We start from the raw sequence: 16,099 nt of genomic DNA, 5'->3' as shown, positions 1-16,099 counted from the left end.
GTGCCAGTCGCCATCGGCCGAAGCCGACCGCGATGCCGCAGGGCCTTGGACCCGGCCGGGATCAGGCCGGTGTCCCTCGGGCCTCCGAGCCGCCGGACACCTTCTCTCGGTCCCGGTCGCCTCGTGACGGTTTTCTCGGTCCCGGTCGCCTCGTGACGGACGAGCAGCGACACCGCCAGGATCCCCGGATCTCACCGCGATCAGCCCGCTGCCGCTCCGCCTGCCAACCGCCCGACAGCTTGAGCGCCAGTCACCTGCCGACGAAACCGGCCACAGCGCTCTGACGTCACCCGGCGGGGCCGGAGCGCACGTTCGGCCCGTGCCACCTGTGCGGCAAACGTTCAAGGGCACTGCCCTTGCCCGGAGTCCGCCACGAAAAGGGAGCGGCCCCTCTGACGGATGAACGTGGCGGGCATCCGCGAACGACGACCAGCAGTGGTAGCAGCCGAACTCTTGGCGACACAGCCACGTCACCCGACCGCAGCCCGCAAGTCGCCGGCACCGAACCATGGCCGCCGAACACCGCCACCCGGCCACAGCCCGCCGACCGGACGACCCACGGCCACCGTCCCCCGTCCGGCTAGCCGCCCGTCTGCACCGGAATGTCCTGGCCGAGCGGGCTTTCGCTGCCCGGAGGAGGCTCGAACGAGTCATACGTCATCTGAGCGTCCTGCACGTTCAGCGACGCCCCGGTCGGCAGCAGCTTCACGATGCTCGCCGGTGCCGGTCGCAGCGGCTCCAACCCGAGCGCCTTCGCCGTCGCCAGGTCCGGCACGCCGAAGCGCAGCCCCCGATCGGAGATCAACTGGATGGGGCCGGACTCGAACCCGGCCTCGCTGGTCGCCACGTGCACCGCGGCCGCGCGCCCCGGCGGCATGTAGAAGTAGTGGATGGCGATCCGCTCTTCGTTCGCCTTGCCGACCTGCACCCGCAGTGGCTGCCCGTCGGCCCGCTTGGGGAACGGCAGGCCCTCGTTGCCGACGTACAGCGTCGTCCGCCCCTTGCCGTTGGCCAGCTCCCAGCCGAGGCAGGTGGTCGGGTAGGTCTCCATGTCGATGACCGTCGGCATGGTCACCGGGTAGTCGTCCAGGTCGAGCCGCTCGTCCTCCGGCGCGTCCGGGATGTCGTCCAGCCGGTCCGGCGACACCTGCTGCAGCTCCTTGGTCACCGAGTACTTCAGCCGGATCAGCTCGGCAGCCGCCTGGCTGATGCGCTGCTTGCCGTGCCGCAGCACCACGAAGAACTGCGCGTTGCCCGCCGGGTCGGCCACGAAGACCTCGCCGATCGTCGTCTTCGTACCCGCCTGCAGCTCGACCATCTCGCTGGGCTCCCCCCGGCCTTCCGGCTCCGGCGGGACCAGCTGGTCCACCTTCTCCACGGCGTTGAGCAGGCCCAGCGACATCGAGCGCGGCTGACGGTCGTTCAGCCGCAGCGCTTCGGCGATCACCCTGCCGTCCGGCTCGTTGGGCCGCGGAATCTGCGCCCGCACGATCCCGCGCCGGTTGTTCACGTCCTCCGCCGGGCGGTAGAGCAGATAGCGTTCCTGCGTCCCCGGCGTCTCGACGTAGATGGCCTCGTTGGGCGCCAGCGGCTTGCCGAGCTGCGACGACGGCAACCCGGCCAGCACGGCCGTCTCCTGCTCCTCCATCGCCCGCTTGATCCGCTCTTCCGGCGCATAGTTCGGGTTGAGCGGGAGGTTGTGGCACACCGCCCAGTTGTCCGAGATGCGCTGGTCCGCCTTGGGCAGCTCGACGTCCGCGCCCGGGATGCCCTGCAACCTGCCGCGCGGGATGTTGGCCAGCCGTTCGTCCGGGACGATGGTTGGCTCGACCACCTCGATGTTCTCCGGGCCGCCCTGCCCCTGCCCCTGCGCGGCCTTCTGCTGCTGGCCGAGCAGGATCAACCGGGCGGACGCCAGGTTGAACGTGGGGATGAGCATTTCCGGGTTGTCGGTCTTGACGTAGATCTGGCCCGACTCCCTGCCGATCACGATGCCGCTGTCCGGCGGCTGCTGGTTCGGCTTGAGGATCCCGAAGATCAGAAACCCGAGCAGGCCGACGATGCCCAGCACGACACCCACCACGGTGGCCCGCGAGTGCGTCCGTAGCGGGTCGTGCAGCATCACCGGGTCGCGCCGTACCAGCGCGGAGTTCATCCGGCGCACTTCGAAGCTGTAGGCCTGGACTTCGGTTTTCCGGGTCGGGTTCGATGCCATCAGGTTCGACCAACGTCCTCTTCACTCGGGAGGGTTCACTCCGGCCGACGGCGGTGGGCCGACTTCGGCGAAATGCCCCCGGCAACTCTCCCCATCGCGGTACGGTTCGCAGGATAGCCGTCCACGACCCATCCGGTGTTGGGTTCCTCCCAATTGCCGATAGGGTTCGTCAAGTGGGGAGCAGGTAACGTGCCCGGCGTACGGGCACGAGGGGAAGAGAAACGAGCGGATGGCAGGTACTAGACCGCCTCAACGCCCGAACGGGCGTGGCCAGGGACCACAGCAGCCCGGGCGTCCACAGGGACCGCCGACCGTACCACCACCGGGCCGCGGCACGCCGGCTTCCGGCCCTGCTCGGCCACCGGCGCCGCCCCCGGGACGGCCCGACACGATGCGTCCGGGCACCGCACAACCTGGGGGTACGCAGCAACCGTCCGGCCAGCCACCCGGACCGCCGCCGAACCGGCCCGCCGGCCAGCAGCCCGGCGGCAGGCAAGCGCCGCCCGGCGGCCCGCGCCCCGGCCAGCAGCCGCCTGCGCCACCACGCACATCTCCGCCTGGCAACCAGCGCCCGCCCGCGCCGCCGGGCGGACAACGTCCTGCCGGATCGCCGCCAGGCGGGCAGCGGCCGCCCGCGGGCGGCGCACCGCAAGCTCAGCCCGCGGTGAAGCCGTCGGCTCCTGCCGGGCCGCCGTCCGGTGGGGTGCCTGCGCAACCGGCTCCGCAGCCGCCCGCGCCGCGCCGCCCGGCACAGCCCGCGCTGACCAGGACGCCCGCGGTGGCCGGTATGCCCGCGATCCCCGGCATGGCACCGCAGCCGCCGGTGGCGGGCCCGCCGCCGCAGCGGCCGCCCCGGCCCACGTCGGTCGGGCCGGCCCGGCGCAACGCCACGACGATGAACCTGTTCGGCCTGCCGGTGGCCAACCTGGTCACCATCGAGCTCGGTGTGGCCATCGGGGCCATCGTCATCGCGGCGATGCGCAACAAGGCGTCCGTGTTCATCGCCATCGGCATCGTGCTGGTCGCGCTGGTCCTGGCCATGCTGCGGTGGCGTGGCCAGTGGTTCACCCAGTGGCTGGGCTTGGAGCTGCGGTACGCGCTGCGCAAGCACAACATGCCCCGGCCGCCGGTCCGGCAGGCCTCGCTGGAGGAACTGTCCGAGGAGAGCGAGGACTCGGTCATCGGCCCGTCGGATCCGCGGGTCAACGTGCTGCGTGCGGCCATCCCCAAGCTGGTGGTCGCGCGCGGCCGGGATCACGACCGCAAGCCGGTCGGCCTGGCGTGGGACGACGGCTGTTGGACCGCCGTGCTGCTCGTCGAGCCGACCCCGGCGCTGATCAGCAACGCCACGGACTCCTCGTCGCTGCCGCTGTCGGTGTTGCAGCCGTGCCTGGAGGACCGCGGCGTGGTGCTGGACTCGATCCAGGCGATCTGGCACTCCTACCCGGGCAGCGCGGCGCTCCCCGCCGACTCGCCCGCGCTGAACTCCTACATGGAGGTGCTCGGCCCGCTGCCCGCTGCCGCGCGCCGCACCACGTGGATCGCCGTGCGGCTGGACCCGCTCCGCTGCCCGGCGGCCATCCGCGAACGTGGTGGTGGCGTCGTCGGTGCCCACCGTGCGCTGATCGGTGCGCTGTCGCGTGTGCGCAGCGCCCTGGAGTCCCGCGGGGTGCCGACCCGCCCGCTGGACCCGGACGAGCTGCTGCGCGCCGGGGTGACCGCGGCCGAGCTCAACGCCGCGGTGGCCGCCGGTGGCGGAGTGAAGCTCACCGAGCACAAGATGCGGGTCACCGCCGGTGGTGTCCGGCACTCCAGCTACGCGATCACCCGGTGGCCGAAGGGACGCGTCAACGCCACGCTGAACAACCTCACCAGCTTGCGTGCGTTGTCGGCCACGGTGGCCATCACCATCGTGCCGTCGCCGGACGAAGGCACCATCGGGCTGCGCGGCGTGGTCCGCATCAGCGCGCGGAACGAGCGTGAGCTGGCCGCTGCCGACAAGCACCTGACCAAGCTCGCCGAGAGCGCGGACATCGCACTGACGCCGCTGCGCGGTCAGCAGGTCGCCGGTCTGACCGCCACCTTGCCGCTAGGAGGGGCCACGTGAGTTCACGGTTGCGGGACACCGCACACAAGGCGGGTGTCGCTCCGGAGTTCACCGTCGATCCGACGCTGCTGGACGCGATCAGCCCTTCCGGCGACCGGGGCGGGATCGTGCTCGGCCAGGACGCCAACGGCACGCCCCTGTCCGTCGCCGCGCTGCGTTCCGAACCGACCAGGATCGTGCTGGTCGGCGGGCTCTACCTGGCCAGGCAGGTCACGCTGCGGGCGATGGCGGTCGGCGCGTGGATCATCGTCGCCACCGGTCGCGAGCAGGCCTGGTACCCGATCCAGCAGGCGGCGGGCACCCAGCCGGACGGGCGCCCGCTGCCCCACGTGCAGATTCGCCGGCTCTCCCCGGTCGAGCTGCCGAGGGCGTCGGAGAACGCCCCGCTGCTGGTGGTGCACGACGGTGGCCCGACACCGCAGGATCTCTTCCCACCGCGGACGCCGTGGCACACCACCATCTACGTGCTGCCGTACCTGCACCCGCAGGCCACGTCGCTGGCCAACTCGGCGGACCTGGTGCTGATGCAGCGGCTGCCGGTGGGCCAGGCGGAGCTGGCCGGCCGGATCTGGAACCTGCCGCCGCAGATGACCAACCAGCTCACCGGTCTGCAGGACGACCAGGTGATCGCGCTGGGCCGGAACTTGTGGCGGCCGTTCCGGCTGGTGACCAACTCGCAGCGGGAAGCCCACCTGCTCGGGCCGGTCACCCGGGACTAGGCGGCAATCGGCCCTGGGACAACAGCACTCTGCGAACGGGCAAGTGCTCCACGACGCCCGAGCGCGACGCCGACAGACCCGACCTCGAGCCGGTCACCCGGGACGAGGCGCCCCATCAGCTCGGGAGCAACAACGCTCGTCGAGAGAAAGAGCCCAGGGCACCCTAGGGCGCTGCGAGACGGCCTGTCGCTCCAGGCCGTCCCGCCACCGCTGCCCGTAGCGGTCGCGGCTATCTCGACGACAATCCGGGCGAGGCGGACGTCAGCTAGAGAACCGCTGCCCAAGCGGATGTTCACGACGCCGCGGGCCGCGCCGCGACACGAGCCGAAGTACACCGTGTGGGTGATCATGGACGGCAGGTGGGGAGCTGCCCACCCCAGCTGCGCCGCGGCCTGAAGTGGAGCGAGCGCCACGACTCGAAGGCGAGCGAGCGCCACGACCCGAAGTGGATCGTGCGTGACACGGCCGCACTTCAGCGTCGTCGCGCCCAGACGCCGCTGAAGGGCTCATCCCGCGGAGACTCGCCCGTGGTCGTCCGCAGGCATGATCAGCGGCCGGCCGCACCGCTAGCTGTGCTGTTCCCGCGGCTCCACGGCGGCGCGTACGTTCCTGGTCTGCTCGGCACGCGCGGCCAGCTCTTCGTCCGGCGGGTAGTCGACCCCGACCAGGGTCAGTCCGTGCGGCGGGGCGACCGCGCTGTCCCGCTGCTTGCGGCGCAGCAGCTCGGCGGGCCACTCCACGTCCCGACGGCCGTCCCCCACCAGCAGCAGCACCCCGACCAGGCTGCGCACCATCGAGTGGCAGAACGCATCGGCCGCCACATGGGCACGCAGCAGGTGCTCACCGGCCCGCTCCCACCGCAGCTCCTGCAGCTCGCGGATGGTCGTCGCCCCCGGCCGCTGCTTGCAGAACGCCGCGAAGTCGTTCAGCCCGAGCAACGCCTCCGCCGCCGCGTTCATCCGCTGCACATCGAGCGGCTTCGGCCACCCCAGGGTGTCGAACCGGCGAAGCGGATCGACACCCCACGGGGCGTCGGAAACCTGGTAGACATAGCGCCGCCGGATCGCCGAGAAGCGCGCATCGAAACCCGGCGGCGCGGGCCGGATGTCCAGCACCCGGACGTCCTCGGGCAGCGCACGATGCAGCCGGTACAGCAGCCGTTCGACATCCACCGGCGGCAAGTCGACGTGAGCGACCTGGCCGCTGGCATGCACGCCTGCGTCGGTACGACCCGCCACGGTGAACCGCACCGGCTCGGACATCCGCAACACCTGCGCGGTGGTCTCCTCCAGCACGCCCTGCACCGTGCGCCTGCCCGGCTGCTTGGCCCACCCGGAGAAGTGCGTGCCGTCGTAGCTGATGTCCCAGCGCAGACGGACGAGCCCGCCACCGGTGTGATCGGCAGCGGGCTCGTCGGGACGATCCGGTCGAATCAGGATTCGCCGTCCTTGTCGCTCTTGGCCTCGTCCTTGGCTTCTTCCTTGGCCTCCGGCTCGGCGGCCTGCTCGGCAGGCTCCTCCGCCTGGTCGGCCTGCTCCGACGCGGCGTCCTCTGCCTTGGCCTCCTCGGCGGCTTCGGTCGTGGCCTCCGCGTTGGTCTCGGCCTGCTCCTCGGCGGCCTCCGCCTTGGCTTCCGCAGCCTCGGCCTTGGTCTCCTCCGCGGCAGGCTTGGTCTCCGCCTTGGCGGCCTTCTTGGCGGTGCGCTTGGCCTTCGCGGCGACCTTCTCCTGCACCAGCTCGATCACGGCCATCGCAGCGTTGTCGCCCTTGCGCGGCAGCGTCTTGGTGATCCGGACGTAGCCACCGGGGCGGTCGGCGAAGTGCGGGCCGATCTCCGCGATCAGCTTGTGCACCACGTCCTTGTTCCGGATGACCTTCATGATCTGCCGGCGGTTGTGCAGATCACCCCGCTTGGCCTTGGTGATCAGCTTCTCGGCCAGCGGCCGCAGCCGACGCGCCTTGGCCTCCGTCGTGGTGATCCTGCCGTGTTCGAACAGCGAGGTGGCCAGGTTGGCCAGCATCAACCGCTCGTGCGCCGGCGAACCGCCGAGCCGCGTGCCCTTGGTTGGGGTAGGCATTACAGCTGCTCCGTCTCTGCGTAATCCTGGCCGTCGCCAAGATCGTTACCGATGTCTTTCCCGGCGCTCGCCGTCGAGCCGGACGACCAGCCCTGGCCCTCGTAGGACACCGCGGCCGCACCCGGGTCGAATCCGGGCGGGCTGTCCTTGAGGGTGAGGCCGAGACCGGCGAGCTTCATCTTGACCTCGTCGATCGACTTCGCGCCGAAGTTGCGGATGTCCAGCAGGTCGGCCTCGCTGCGGGACACCAGCTCGCCCACGGTGTGGATGCCTTCGCGCTTGAGGCAGTTGTAGGACCGCACGGTCAGGTCCAGGTCCTCGATCGGCATCGCGTAGGCGGCGATGGTGTCCGCCTCCTGCGGCGACGGGCCGATCTCGATGCCCTCGGCGTCCACGTTCAGCTCGCGGGCCAGGCCGAACAACTCGACCAGCGTCTTGCCCGCCGATGCGACCGCGTCCCGCGGGGTGATCGACGGCTTGGTCTCCACGTCGAGGATCAGCTTGTCGAAGTCGGTGCGCTGCTCGACACGGGTGGCCTCGACCTTGTAGGAGACCTTCAGCACCGGCGAGTAGATCGAGTCGACCGGGATGCGGCCGATCTCCGCACCCGCCTGCTTGTTCTGCATCGCGGGCACGTACCCGCGGCCGCGCTCGACGACCATCTCGATCTCGAGCTTGCCCTTGCTGTTCAGCGACGCGATGTGCAGGTCCGGGTTGTGCACGGTGACGCCGGCGGGCGGCACGATGTCCGCCGCGGTGACCTCACCAGGGCCCTGCTTGCGCAGGTACATGGTGACCGGCTCGTCTTCCTCGGAGGAGACGACCAGTTCCTTGATGTTCAGGATGATGTCGGTGACGTCTTCCTTCACCCCGGGGACCGTGGAGAACTCGTGCAGCACCCCGTCGATGCGGATGCTGGTCACGGCCGCGCCCGGGATGGACGACAGCAGCGTGCGGCGCAGCGAGTTGCCGAGGGTGTATCCGAAGCCCGGCTCGAGCGGCTCGAGCACGAACCGGGAGCGGGTCTCGTTGACCGGCTCCTCGGTCAGGCTGGGACGCTGAGAAATCAGCATTGACCTTCTCCTTTTCTCCCGATGCCCGCCATATGACATCGGTTTTCTTTGTGGTGCCCCCGCAAGGGCCTGTGCGTGCCGCTGCGGAGGTCTTGAGGACGCGCCGCAGTGCCGCCCCGGTGGCTGCTGCGCCACCGGGGCGACCACGGGCTACTTCGAGTACAACTCGACGATCAGCTGCTCCTGCACCGGAACGTCGATCTGCTCCCGCTCCGGAAGCTGGTGCACCAGGATGCGCAGCGTCTCCGGCACCACCTGCAGCCAGCTGGGCACTGGCCGCTCGCCGTAGGCTTCCTTCGCCGCCACGAACGGCAGCATGTTGCGGGACTTGTCGCGGATGTCGATGATGTCGAACTTCGACACCCGGTAGCTGGGGATGTTGACCTTCTTGCCGTTGACCAGGAAGTGGCCGTGGCTGACCAGCTGGCGGGCCTGGCGCCGGGTGCGCGCGATGCCAGCCCGGTAGACCACGTTGTCCAGCCGCGACTCGAGGATCTGCAGCAGGTTCTCACCGGTCTTGCCGGGCTTGCGGTGCGCTTCCTCGTAGTAGCGGCGGAACTGCTTCTCCAGCACGCCGTAGGTGTAGCGAGCCTTCTGCTTCTCCTGCAGCTGCAGCAGGTACTCGCTCTCCTTCACCCGGCCGCGGCCGTGCTGACCGGGCGGGTACGGGCGCCGCTCGAACGCCTTGTCTCCGCCGACCAGGTCGACCTTGAGCCGGCGCGACTTCCGGGTGACAGGTCCGGTGTAACGGGCCATGGTGTGCTACTCCTCCCCTCGCCTCAGACCCGGCGCCGCTTCGGCGGGCGGCAGCCGTTGTGGGGCTGCGGGGTCACGTCCTGGATGTTGCCGACCTCGAGCCCGGCGGCCTGCAGCGAACGGATCGCCGTCTCACGGCCGGAGCCGGGGCCCTTGACGAACACGTCGACCTTCTTCATGCCGTGCTCCTGGGCCTTGCGCGCGGCGTTCTCGGCGGCCATCTGCGCGGCGTACGGCGTGGACTTGCGCGAGCCCTTGAAGCCCACGTGGCCTGCCGACGCCCAGGAGATCACCGCACCGTTGGGGTCGGTGATCGACACGATGGTGTTGTTGAACGTGCTCTTGATGTGCGCGTGTCCGTGCGGGACGTTCTTCTTTTCCTTGCGGCGGCCCTTCTTGGCCCCCGCGCGGGACTTGGGTGGCATGCTTGATGACTCCTAGCGCGAGTTCTCTTGCGAAGCTGCTGCTGCGGCAGCGGCCGCGGCTTCCCGCTGGCCGCGCCGGATGAGGGTGCCTGCGTCGGTGTACAACTGCCGCAGGGCCATCGGCCGCGCGTACAGCGACCGCGGCGACACACAGGTCCCGTAGCGCTGGGCCTGGCCCATGCGCACGATCTTCCTGCCTTGGATGCTCACGGTTACCTGGCCTTCTTCTTCCCTGCGACCGTCTTCTTCGGCCCCTTGCGGGTGCGCGCGTTGGTCTTGGTGCGCTGACCACGCACCGGCAGGCCGCGGCGCCAGCGCAGACCCTCGTAGCATCCGATCTCGATCTTGCGCCGGATGTCCGCCTGCACCTCCCGCCGAAGGTCACCTTCGACGGTGTAGTTGTCCTCGATGTAGCGGCTCAGCTTCGCGATGTCCTCGTCGCTGAGGTCCCGCACCCGGATGTCCGGGTTCAGCCCGGTCGCCGCGATCGTTTCCTTCGAACGCGTACGGCCGATGCCGTAGATGTAGGTCAGCGCGATCTCCAGCCGCTTGTCGCGGGGAAGATCCACGCCGGCGAGTCGTGCCATTGGCGCGGTACTCCTTGTCTGTCGTTCTTCAGGTCTGCTCCCCATCCGCTCCCGGGACCGACTCGCTCGTCAGTCACGCCCGCTTGCGCTTCGGCGTGTCCCGGCCCCGGCCTGAAGTCCGGGGGTCGACCTCGGCGGAACGCCGAGGCAGGCATGGGGAGATGTGTTCAGCTGTCAAATATCTGGCGCTGGTGCGCGGTGATCAGCCCTGACGCTGCTTGTGCCGCAGGTTCTCGCAGATCACCATGATCCGCCCGTGCCGGCGGATCACCCTGCACTTGTCGCAGATCTTCTTGACGCTCGGCCTGACCTTCACGTCTGTCGTCTCCTGCTCGTGCCCTGCTCAACCGCTCACTTGTAGCGGTAGACGATGCGGCCTCTGGACAGGTCGTAGGGCGAAAGCTCCACGACGACTCGGTCTTCGGGCAGGATGCGGATGTAGTGCTGCCGCATCTTGCCGCTGATGTGCGCCAAGACCTTGTGTCCGTTTTCCAACTCGACGCGGAACATCGCGTTGGGAAGCGGTTCGATTACGCGGCCTTCGACCTCGATGGCCCCGTCCTTCTTAGCCATGTCCTCCGCGTTTCGTGATGGTTGAACAGTGTGAAAGTGCGCTTATGATCGACGCACACCGTGCCGCATCCCATGAGCAGATGAAGGCACAAAGGAATGGACGTGGTGAAACGCCAGTCTCCAAGTGTACGCATGTCCGATTCCGCTGTGAAACCGGGGTCACCCTGGGACGATGCCCCAAGGCTCCACGGTCGGCATCCGCGAGCCCTTTCACACCCTGAGTGATCAGTTGACTACTCTGCGGCGCAATTTCGGCCGGGATCGCGCGGAATCAGTGCTTGCCCTGTCATCAACGCACCGGCCTGGCGGATGATTCCCGGCGGCTCAGGCCGCCTTCGGCTCGTCGAGCGCGGTCAGCACCCACGGCCCGTCGTCGGTGACCGCCACCGTGTGCTCCCAGTGCGCGGCCCGTGATCCGTCGACGGTGACCACCGTCCAGCCGTCGTCCAGCTCCTTGGTGTCCGCCGAGCCGCCGGTCAGCATGGGCTCGATGGCCAGCGTGACACCCGGCTCGAGCCGCGGACCGCGACCCGGCTTGCCCACGTTGGGCAGGAACGGATCCATGTGCATTTGCCGCCCGATGCCGTGGCCGCCGTACTCCTCGATCAGCCCGTAGCGGACGCCGTCCCGCTCGCGCGCCTGCCGCGCGGCGGTTTCCACCGCGTGCGAGATGTCGGTCAGGTGACCGCCGGGACGCGCGGCCTCGATCCCCGCCTGCATGGCGGCCTTGGTGGCTTCGGACAGCGCATGATCCGCGTCCGCCACGGAACCGATGCCGACGGTGACCGCCGCGTCGCCGTGCCAGCCGTCCAGGATCGCGCCGCAATCCACCGACAGCAGGTCGCCGTCGGCCAGCACCTGCTTCCGGCTCGGGATCCCGTGCACCACCTGCTCGTTCACCGACGTGCACAGCGAAGCCGGGAAGCCGTGGTAGCCCTTGAACGACGGCACCGCACCGGCGTCGCGAATCGTCTGCTCGGCCAGCTCGTCCAGCTCACCCGTGCTGACCCCGGGCCGCGCGGCCGCCACCACCGCCGCCAGCGTGCGCGCCACCACCAGCCCGGCGGCCCGCATCGCCTCCAGCTCGCCCGGCGTCTTGCGCTCGATGCGCTTGCCACGCCGTTTGCCGAACAACCCGGTCACGACCGCTGCTTGAGCGCTTCCAGCACCCGAGCGGTGACCTCGGCGATCTCGCCCTCACCGTCCACGGTGACCAGCCGATCGGCGTAGTACTCCAGCAGCGGGGCGGTTTCGTCGCGGTACACCTGCTGGCGGTGCCGGATCACGTCCTCGGTGTCGTCGCTGCGGCCGCGCGCCAGCAGCCGCTTCACCAGCTCGTCCTCGTCGACCCGCAGCTCGACCACGGCGTCCAGTTCGTGCCCTGACTCGGCCAGGATGCGCTTGAGCTCCTCGGCCTGCCCGACGTTGCGGGGAAAGCCGTCCAGCAGGAACCCGTTCGCCGCCTCGGGAGACGCCAGCCGCTCGCGCACCATGGCGTTGGTGACCTCGTCCGGCACCAACTTGCCGGAGTCGAGGTACTCCTTGACCTGGCGACCCAGCTCCGTCTCCTGCGCGATGTGCGCGCGGAACAGATCACCGGTGGAGATGTGCGGGATGCCCAGCTCTTCGCTGAGCCGGACCGCCTGCGTTCCCTTGCCGGCTCCCGGAGGGCCGACCAGCACGAGCCGGTTGGTCATCGGAGGAACCCTTCGTAGTTGCGCTGCATCAGCTGGCTCTCGATTTGCTTCACCGTGTCCAGCGCGACACCGACCATGATCAGCACCGCTGTGCCGCCGAACGGGAAGTTCTGGTTGTTGCCCTCACCGGTCAGGTCGAGGAAGAAGTTCGGCAGGATCGCCACGATGCCGAGGTAGATCGACCCCGGAAGGGTGATCCTGTTCAGCACGAAGTGCAGGTATTCGGCGGTCGGCCTGCCGGGCCGGATGCCCGGGATGAAGCCACCGTACTTCTTCATGTCCTCGGCTCGATCGTCCACGTTGAACGTGATCGAGATGTAGAAGTACGTGAAGAAGATGATCAACGCGAAGTAGATGGCGATGTGCACCCAGTTGGACTGGTTGGTGACGTACTCCGCCATCACCCGCTTGAACCAGCTCGTCTCCGTCTCCGGCGTCACCAGCCTGCTGATCAGGTCCGGCAGGTAGAGCAGCGACGAGGCGAAGATGACCGGGATGACGCCCGCCTGGTTCACCTTGATCGGCAGGTAGGTCGACGTGCCGCCGTACATCCGGCGCCCGACCATCCGCTTGGCGTACTGCACCGGGATGCGGCGCTGGCCCTGCTCGACGAACACCACGCTGGAGATGATCGCCAGCACGAACACGCACACCACGGCGAACACCGCGCCACCCTGGTTGCTCAGGATGATCTCGCCCTCGATCGGGATGCGGGCGGCGATGTTCAGGAAGATCAGCAGCGACATGCCGTTGCCGATGCCGCGCTCGGTGATCAGCTCACCCATCCACATCATCACCGCGGTGCCCGCGGTCATGGTCAGCACGATCAACGCGGTGGATCCCACGCTGCTGTCCGGAATGACGTCCTGCGGGCAGTTGGCGAACATGCCCCCGCGGGTCGCCAACGCGATCACACCGGTGGCCTGCAGGACGGCCAGCGCGATGGTCAGGTACCTGGTGTACTGGGTGAGCTTGTTCTGCCCGGCCTGGCCTTCCTTCTTCAGCTCCTCGAAGCGCGGGATGACCACGGTGAGCAGCTGGACGATGATGCTCGCCGTGATGTACGGCATGATCCCGGTCGAGAAGATGGACAGCTGCAGCAGCGCCCCGCCGCTGAACAGGTTCAGCAGAGAGAAGACGCCCTGTTCCCCTTGATCGGGCTGGCAGGCCTGGACCGCCTCGTACGACACACCGGGAGCCGGGGTCACCGCGCCGACCCGGTACAGCACCACGATCATCAGGGTAAAGAGGATCTTCTTGCGCAGGTCTGGCGTCGCGAGAGCCGAGCGAATGACGCTGAGCACGCGGGGGACCTCCTGTTGCATCGTCGGTACGGCCCGACGATGGGCTCGGCCGCCGGTGGCGCCGGCGGATGTCTGGACTACTGGTGTCGTGCGGCGCACGGGCACGCCAGAGAGCGCAACGTGGCACTTCGGCCCCGCTGGGCTTCCGCGAAGCCTAACAGCCCTGCGAAACCCAGCTGCCCGCCAGGGCGGATTTCCCGACGAAAGTCAGCTGGCTCACCGGCATGCCGTACCCGTCGTGTGCACACCCTCTGACGAGTCAACCCCTGCTCACAGCGTCCTTGGCGCCGTGACCAGGGGTTGACTGCCTCCGGCTGGTTACAGCGTGGTGGCGCTGCCACCAGCGGCGCTGAGCTTCTCCTTGGCGGACGCGGAGAACTTGTGCGCCGTGACGTCCAGCTTGACGTCGCCGACCTCACCGTCTCCGAGCACCTTGACCAGGCTGTTCTTCCGCACCAGGCCGGCCTGCACCAGGTCGTCGACGCCGATCTGGCCGCCCTGCGGGAACGCCTTGACGATGTCGCCGATGTTGACCGGCTGGTACTCGACGCGGAACCGGTTGTTGAAGCCACGCAGCTTCGGCAGCCGCATGTGGATGGGCATCTGCCCACCCTCGAAACCGGCAGGCACCTGCTTGCGTGCCTTGGTGCCCTTGGTACCGCGGCCGGCGGTCTTGCCCTTGCCCGAGCCGTCACCCCGGCCGACGCGGACCTTGTCCCGCTTCGCACCGGGTGCCGGCCGCAGGTGGTGGACCTTGATGGCCATGGCTACTTGACCTCCTCAACAACCACGAGGTGGCGCACGGTGTGCACCAGGCCGCGCACCTCGGGGCTGTCCTCACGCACCACGGACTGCCGGATCTTGCGCAACCCGAGGGTGCGCAGCGAGTCCCGGTGGTTCTTCTTGGTGCCGATCGTGCTTCTTACCTGGGTGATCTTCAGCTTGGCCACGTCACACCCCCTGCCCCGCCATGGTGCGCAGCATGCGAGCCGGGGCGACGTCCTCCAGCGGCAGGCCGCGGCGGGCGGCCACCTCCTCCGGACGCTGCAGGCTCTTCAGCGCCGCCACCGTGGCGTGCACGATGTTGATCGCGTTGTCGCTGCCCAGCGACTTGCTCAGCACGTCGTGGACGCCCGCGCACTCCAGCACGGCACGCACCGGGCCACCGGCGATCACACCGGTACCGGGGCTGGCCGGGCGCAGCAGGACCACGCCGGCTGCAGCCTCGCCCTGCACCGGGTGCGGAATGGTGCTGCCGATGCGCGGCACCTCGAAGAAGTTCTTCTTCGCCTCTTCCACGCCCTTGGCGATGGCCGCGGGAACTTCCTTGGCCTTGCCGTAGCCGACGCCGACCTTCCCGTCGCCGTCGCCGACGACGACCAGCGCGGTGAAGCTGAACCGCCGGCCACCCTTGACGACCTTGGCGACGCGGTTGATCGCGACCACGCGCTCGAGGTGCGGGTTCTTCTCCTGGGCCGCCCCGCCACGGCCACCGTCACGACGGTCCCGCCGCTCCCGGCGCTCGCGGTCGCCGGAGCCCGATCCGCCGCCTTGCCGTGTACGTCCCGGCATCAGGCTTTCCTTCCGTTGTCGTTGACCTGCATCAGAACTTCAACCCCGCCTCGCGTGCCGCGTCGGCAAGGGCGGCTACCCGTCCGTGGTAGTCGTGACCGCCCCGGTCGAACACCACCGCGGTGATGCCCGCCGCCTTGGCGCGCTGGGCGACCAGCTCGCCCACCTTGGCGGCCTTGGCCTTCTTGTCGCCTTGCACCGCACGCACGTCCGGCTCGATGGACGAGGCCGCGGCCAGCGTGTGACCGGCGATGTCGTCGATCACCTGCACGTGGATGTGCCGCGACGTCCGCTTCACGTTCAGCCGCGGACGCTCCGGCGTGCCCTTGACCTTCTTGCGCAGCCGCGCGTGGCGCCGCGCCAGGGCCAAGCGGCGGCGGGTGGACACGTCCCTGCCGACGGGCGTGCGCTTCGTTGTCGCCTGCTGTGTCGCTGCCATCACTTACCCGTCTTTCCGGCCTTGCGGCGGATGCGCTCACCCGCGTACCGCACGCCCTTGCCCTTGTACGGATCGGGGCGCCGCAGCCGGCGAATGACCGCCGCGACCTGGCCGACCTTCTGCTTGTCGATGCCGGAGACCGAGAACTTCGTCGGCGACTCGACCTTGAACGTGATGCCCTCCGGCGCCTTGATCAGCACCGGATGGCTGTAGCCGAGCGAGAACTCCAGGTCGGAGCCCTTGGCCTGGACCCGGTACCCGACGCCGTGGATCTCCATCTTCTTCTCGTAGCCCTCGGTGACGCCGATGATCAGGTTGTTCACCAGGGTCCGCGTCAGCCCGTGCAGCGCACGGCTCTGCCGCTCGTCGTCCGGCCTGGTCACCCGGAGCGTGCCGTCCTCGGCCTTGCTCACCTTGATCGGCTCGGCGACGGTGTGCGTCAGCGTGCCCTTCGGGCCCTTCACGGTGACCTGCTGGCCGGAGATCGTGACGTCGACGCCGGAGGGGATGGCGATCGGCTGCTTGCCAATACGGGACATCGTGCCTTCCTCCCCT

The 16,099-nt window shown here is 69.1% G+C and carries 20 protein-coding genes; 2 read left to right on the top strand and 18 right to left on the bottom strand.

Translation table 11 applies throughout. The annotated features are described in order from the left end of the window. Window positions 1-580: 580 nt before the first annotated feature. Entirely contained in the window at window positions 581-2,215 is a 1,635-nt protein-coding gene (gene eccB / locus YWY_RS22700) for a type VII secretion protein EccB (RefSeq protein WP_051310396.1), read from the bottom strand. 895 nt (window positions 2,216-3,110) lie between these two features. On the opposite strand from eccB, the gene eccE reads away from it, so the two are divergent. Together eccE and YWY_RS0117910 are read left to right on the top strand one after the other, a co-directional pair. Next, window positions 3,111-4,322 carry a type VII secretion protein EccE gene (eccE, locus tag YWY_RS0117915; RefSeq protein ID WP_028848745.1) on the top strand — a complete coding sequence of 404 codons (1,212 nt, stop codon included), beginning with the start codon at window positions 3,111-3,113 and terminating at the stop codon, window positions 4,320-4,322. Beyond that, on the top strand, window positions 4,319-5,041 hold the full coding sequence (locus YWY_RS0117910; protein WP_028848744.1) for a hypothetical protein: 723 nt from the start codon (window positions 4,319-4,321) through the stop codon (window positions 5,039-5,041). Before eccE ends, YWY_RS0117910 begins: the two co-directional genes overlap by 4 nt. Window positions 5,042-5,607: 566 nt before the next feature. On the opposite strand, the gene truA is transcribed toward YWY_RS0117910, so the two are convergent. From truA to rplF, 17 genes are all read right to left on the bottom strand, one after another. Further along, window positions 5,608-6,414, bottom strand: coding sequence for a tRNA pseudouridine(38-40) synthase TruA (gene truA / locus YWY_RS0117905; protein ID WP_211227677.1), 807 nt, complete (start codon window positions 6,412-6,414; stop codon window positions 5,608-5,610). Between the two features lie 59 nt (window positions 6,415-6,473). Continuing rightward, window positions 6,474-7,118, bottom strand: coding sequence for a 50S ribosomal protein L17 (rplQ, locus tag YWY_RS0117900; RefSeq protein ID WP_028848742.1), 645 nt, complete (start codon window positions 7,116-7,118; stop codon window positions 6,474-6,476). Then, window positions 7,118-8,191, bottom strand: coding sequence for a DNA-directed RNA polymerase subunit alpha (locus YWY_RS0117895; protein ID WP_028848741.1), 1,074 nt, complete (start codon window positions 8,189-8,191; stop codon window positions 7,118-7,120). Before YWY_RS0117895 ends, rplQ begins: the two co-directional genes overlap by 1 nt. Before the next feature lie 150 nt (window positions 8,192-8,341). Beyond that, window positions 8,342-8,947 (bottom strand): 30S ribosomal protein S4, encoded by a 606-nt coding sequence (gene rpsD / locus YWY_RS0117890; protein WP_028848740.1) that lies wholly within the window; start codon window positions 8,945-8,947, stop codon window positions 8,342-8,344. Between the two features lie 23 nt (window positions 8,948-8,970). Further along, on the bottom strand, window positions 8,971-9,372 hold the full coding sequence (gene rpsK / locus YWY_RS0117885; RefSeq protein WP_028848739.1) for a 30S ribosomal protein S11: 402 nt from the start codon (window positions 9,370-9,372) through the stop codon (window positions 8,971-8,973). A gap of 12 nt (window positions 9,373-9,384) precedes the next feature. Next, the gene (locus YWY_RS0117880; protein ID WP_028848738.1) at window positions 9,385-9,582 is read right to left on the bottom strand and encodes a hypothetical protein; all 198 of its coding nucleotides are present in this window, start codon (window positions 9,580-9,582) and stop codon (window positions 9,385-9,387) included. A gap of 2 nt (window positions 9,583-9,584) precedes the next feature. Next, window positions 9,585-9,959 carry a 30S ribosomal protein S13 gene (gene rpsM, locus YWY_RS0117875; protein ID WP_028848737.1) on the bottom strand — a complete coding sequence of 125 codons (375 nt, stop codon included), beginning with the start codon at window positions 9,957-9,959 and terminating at the stop codon, window positions 9,585-9,587. Between the two features lie 202 nt (window positions 9,960-10,161). Continuing rightward, complete coding sequence (gene rpmJ / locus YWY_RS0117870) at window positions 10,162-10,275, bottom strand: 50S ribosomal protein L36 (RefSeq protein ID WP_028848736.1); 114 nt, start codon at window positions 10,273-10,275, stop codon at window positions 10,162-10,164. Between the two features lie 35 nt (window positions 10,276-10,310). Then, the gene (infA, locus tag YWY_RS0117865; protein WP_005443304.1) at window positions 10,311-10,532 is read right to left on the bottom strand and encodes a translation initiation factor IF-1; all 222 of its coding nucleotides are present in this window, start codon (window positions 10,530-10,532) and stop codon (window positions 10,311-10,313) included. A gap of 324 nt (window positions 10,533-10,856) precedes the next feature. Beyond that, a complete protein-coding gene (map, locus tag YWY_RS0117860) occupies window positions 10,857-11,666 on the bottom strand; it encodes a type I methionyl aminopeptidase (RefSeq protein ID WP_028848735.1) in 810 nt (269 codons plus the stop codon). 5 nt (window positions 11,667-11,671) lie between these two features. Beyond that, a complete protein-coding gene (locus YWY_RS0117855; RefSeq protein WP_028848734.1) occupies window positions 11,672-12,229 on the bottom strand; it encodes an adenylate kinase in 558 nt (185 codons plus the stop codon). Then, a complete protein-coding gene (secY, locus tag YWY_RS0117850; RefSeq protein WP_028848733.1) occupies window positions 12,226-13,533 on the bottom strand; it encodes a preprotein translocase subunit SecY in 1,308 nt (435 codons plus the stop codon). Before secY ends, YWY_RS0117855 begins: the two co-directional genes overlap by 4 nt. 318 nt (window positions 13,534-13,851) lie before the next feature. After that, window positions 13,852-14,298: a 50S ribosomal protein L15 gene (rplO, locus tag YWY_RS0117845; protein ID WP_028848732.1), complete on the bottom strand. Its 447-nt coding sequence runs from the start codon at window positions 14,296-14,298 to the stop codon at window positions 13,852-13,854. Between the two features lie 2 nt (window positions 14,299-14,300). Then, window positions 14,301-14,483, bottom strand: coding sequence for a 50S ribosomal protein L30 (gene rpmD, locus YWY_RS0117840; protein ID WP_028848731.1), 183 nt, complete (start codon window positions 14,481-14,483; stop codon window positions 14,301-14,303). 1 nt (window position 14,484) lies between these two features. Continuing rightward, a complete protein-coding gene (rpsE, locus tag YWY_RS0117835) occupies window positions 14,485-15,105 on the bottom strand; it encodes a 30S ribosomal protein S5 (protein ID WP_028848730.1) in 621 nt (206 codons plus the stop codon). Window positions 15,106-15,136: 31 nt separating this feature from the next. Beyond that, window positions 15,137-15,544 carry a 50S ribosomal protein L18 gene (rplR, locus tag YWY_RS0117830; protein WP_038045515.1) on the bottom strand — a complete coding sequence of 136 codons (408 nt, stop codon included), beginning with the start codon at window positions 15,542-15,544 and terminating at the stop codon, window positions 15,137-15,139. After that, complete coding sequence (gene rplF / locus YWY_RS0117825; RefSeq protein WP_028848728.1) at window positions 15,544-16,083, bottom strand: 50S ribosomal protein L6; 540 nt, start codon at window positions 16,081-16,083, stop codon at window positions 15,544-15,546. The genes rplR and rplF overlap by 1 nt, the downstream gene beginning before the upstream one ends. Between the last annotated feature and the right edge of the window lie 16 nt (window positions 16,084-16,099).

This window comes from Thermocrispum agreste DSM 44070, from assembly GCF_000427905.1.
Classification (GTDB): domain Bacteria; phylum Actinomycetota; class Actinomycetes; order Mycobacteriales; family Pseudonocardiaceae; genus Thermocrispum; species Thermocrispum agreste.
Note: the sequence above shows the minus strand (reverse complement) of the source record. Positions and strands in the feature narration are given on the sequence as shown.

Excerpts from the sequence above, each read along its gene's own strand:
- eccB (WP_051310396.1), bottom strand. The coding sequence starts at position 2,215 with ATGGCATCGAACCCGACCCGGAAAACCGAAGTCCAGGCCTACAGCTTC.
- eccE (WP_028848745.1), top strand. The coding sequence starts at position 3,111 with ATGAACCTGTTCGGCCTGCCGGTGGCCAACCTGGTCACCATCGAGCTC.
- rplQ (WP_028848742.1), bottom strand. The coding sequence starts at position 7,118 with ATGCCTACCCCAACCAAGGGCACGCGGCTCGGCGGTTCGCCGGCGCAC.
- YWY_RS0117895 (WP_028848741.1), bottom strand. The coding sequence starts at position 8,191 with ATGCTGATTTCTCAGCGTCCCAGCCTGACCGAGGAGCCGGTCAACGAG.
- rpsD (WP_028848740.1), bottom strand. The coding sequence starts at position 8,947 with ATGGCCCGTTACACCGGACCTGTCACCCGGAAGTCGCGCCGGCTCAAG.
- rpsK (WP_028848739.1), bottom strand. The coding sequence starts at position 9,372 with ATGCCACCCAAGTCCCGCGCGGGGGCCAAGAAGGGCCGCCGCAAGGAA.
- rpsM (WP_028848737.1), bottom strand. The coding sequence starts at position 9,959 with ATGGCACGACTCGCCGGCGTGGATCTTCCCCGCGACAAGCGGCTGGAG.
- infA (WP_005443304.1), bottom strand. The coding sequence starts at position 10,532 with ATGGCTAAGAAGGACGGGGCCATCGAGGTCGAAGGCCGCGTAATCGAA.
- YWY_RS0117855 (WP_028848734.1), bottom strand. The coding sequence starts at position 12,229 with ATGACCAACCGGCTCGTGCTGGTCGGCCCTCCGGGAGCCGGCAAGGGA.
- rplO (WP_028848732.1), bottom strand. The coding sequence starts at position 14,298 with ATGGCCATCAAGGTCCACCACCTGCGGCCGGCACCCGGTGCGAAGCGG.
- rpsE (WP_028848730.1), bottom strand. The coding sequence starts at position 15,105 with ATGCCGGGACGTACACGGCAAGGCGGCGGATCGGGCTCCGGCGACCGC.
- rplR (WP_038045515.1), bottom strand. The coding sequence starts at position 15,544 with ATGGCAGCGACACAGCAGGCGACAACGAAGCGCACGCCCGTCGGCAGG.
- rplF (WP_028848728.1), bottom strand. The coding sequence starts at position 16,083 with ATGTCCCGTATTGGCAAGCAGCCGATCGCCATCCCCTCCGGCGTCGAC.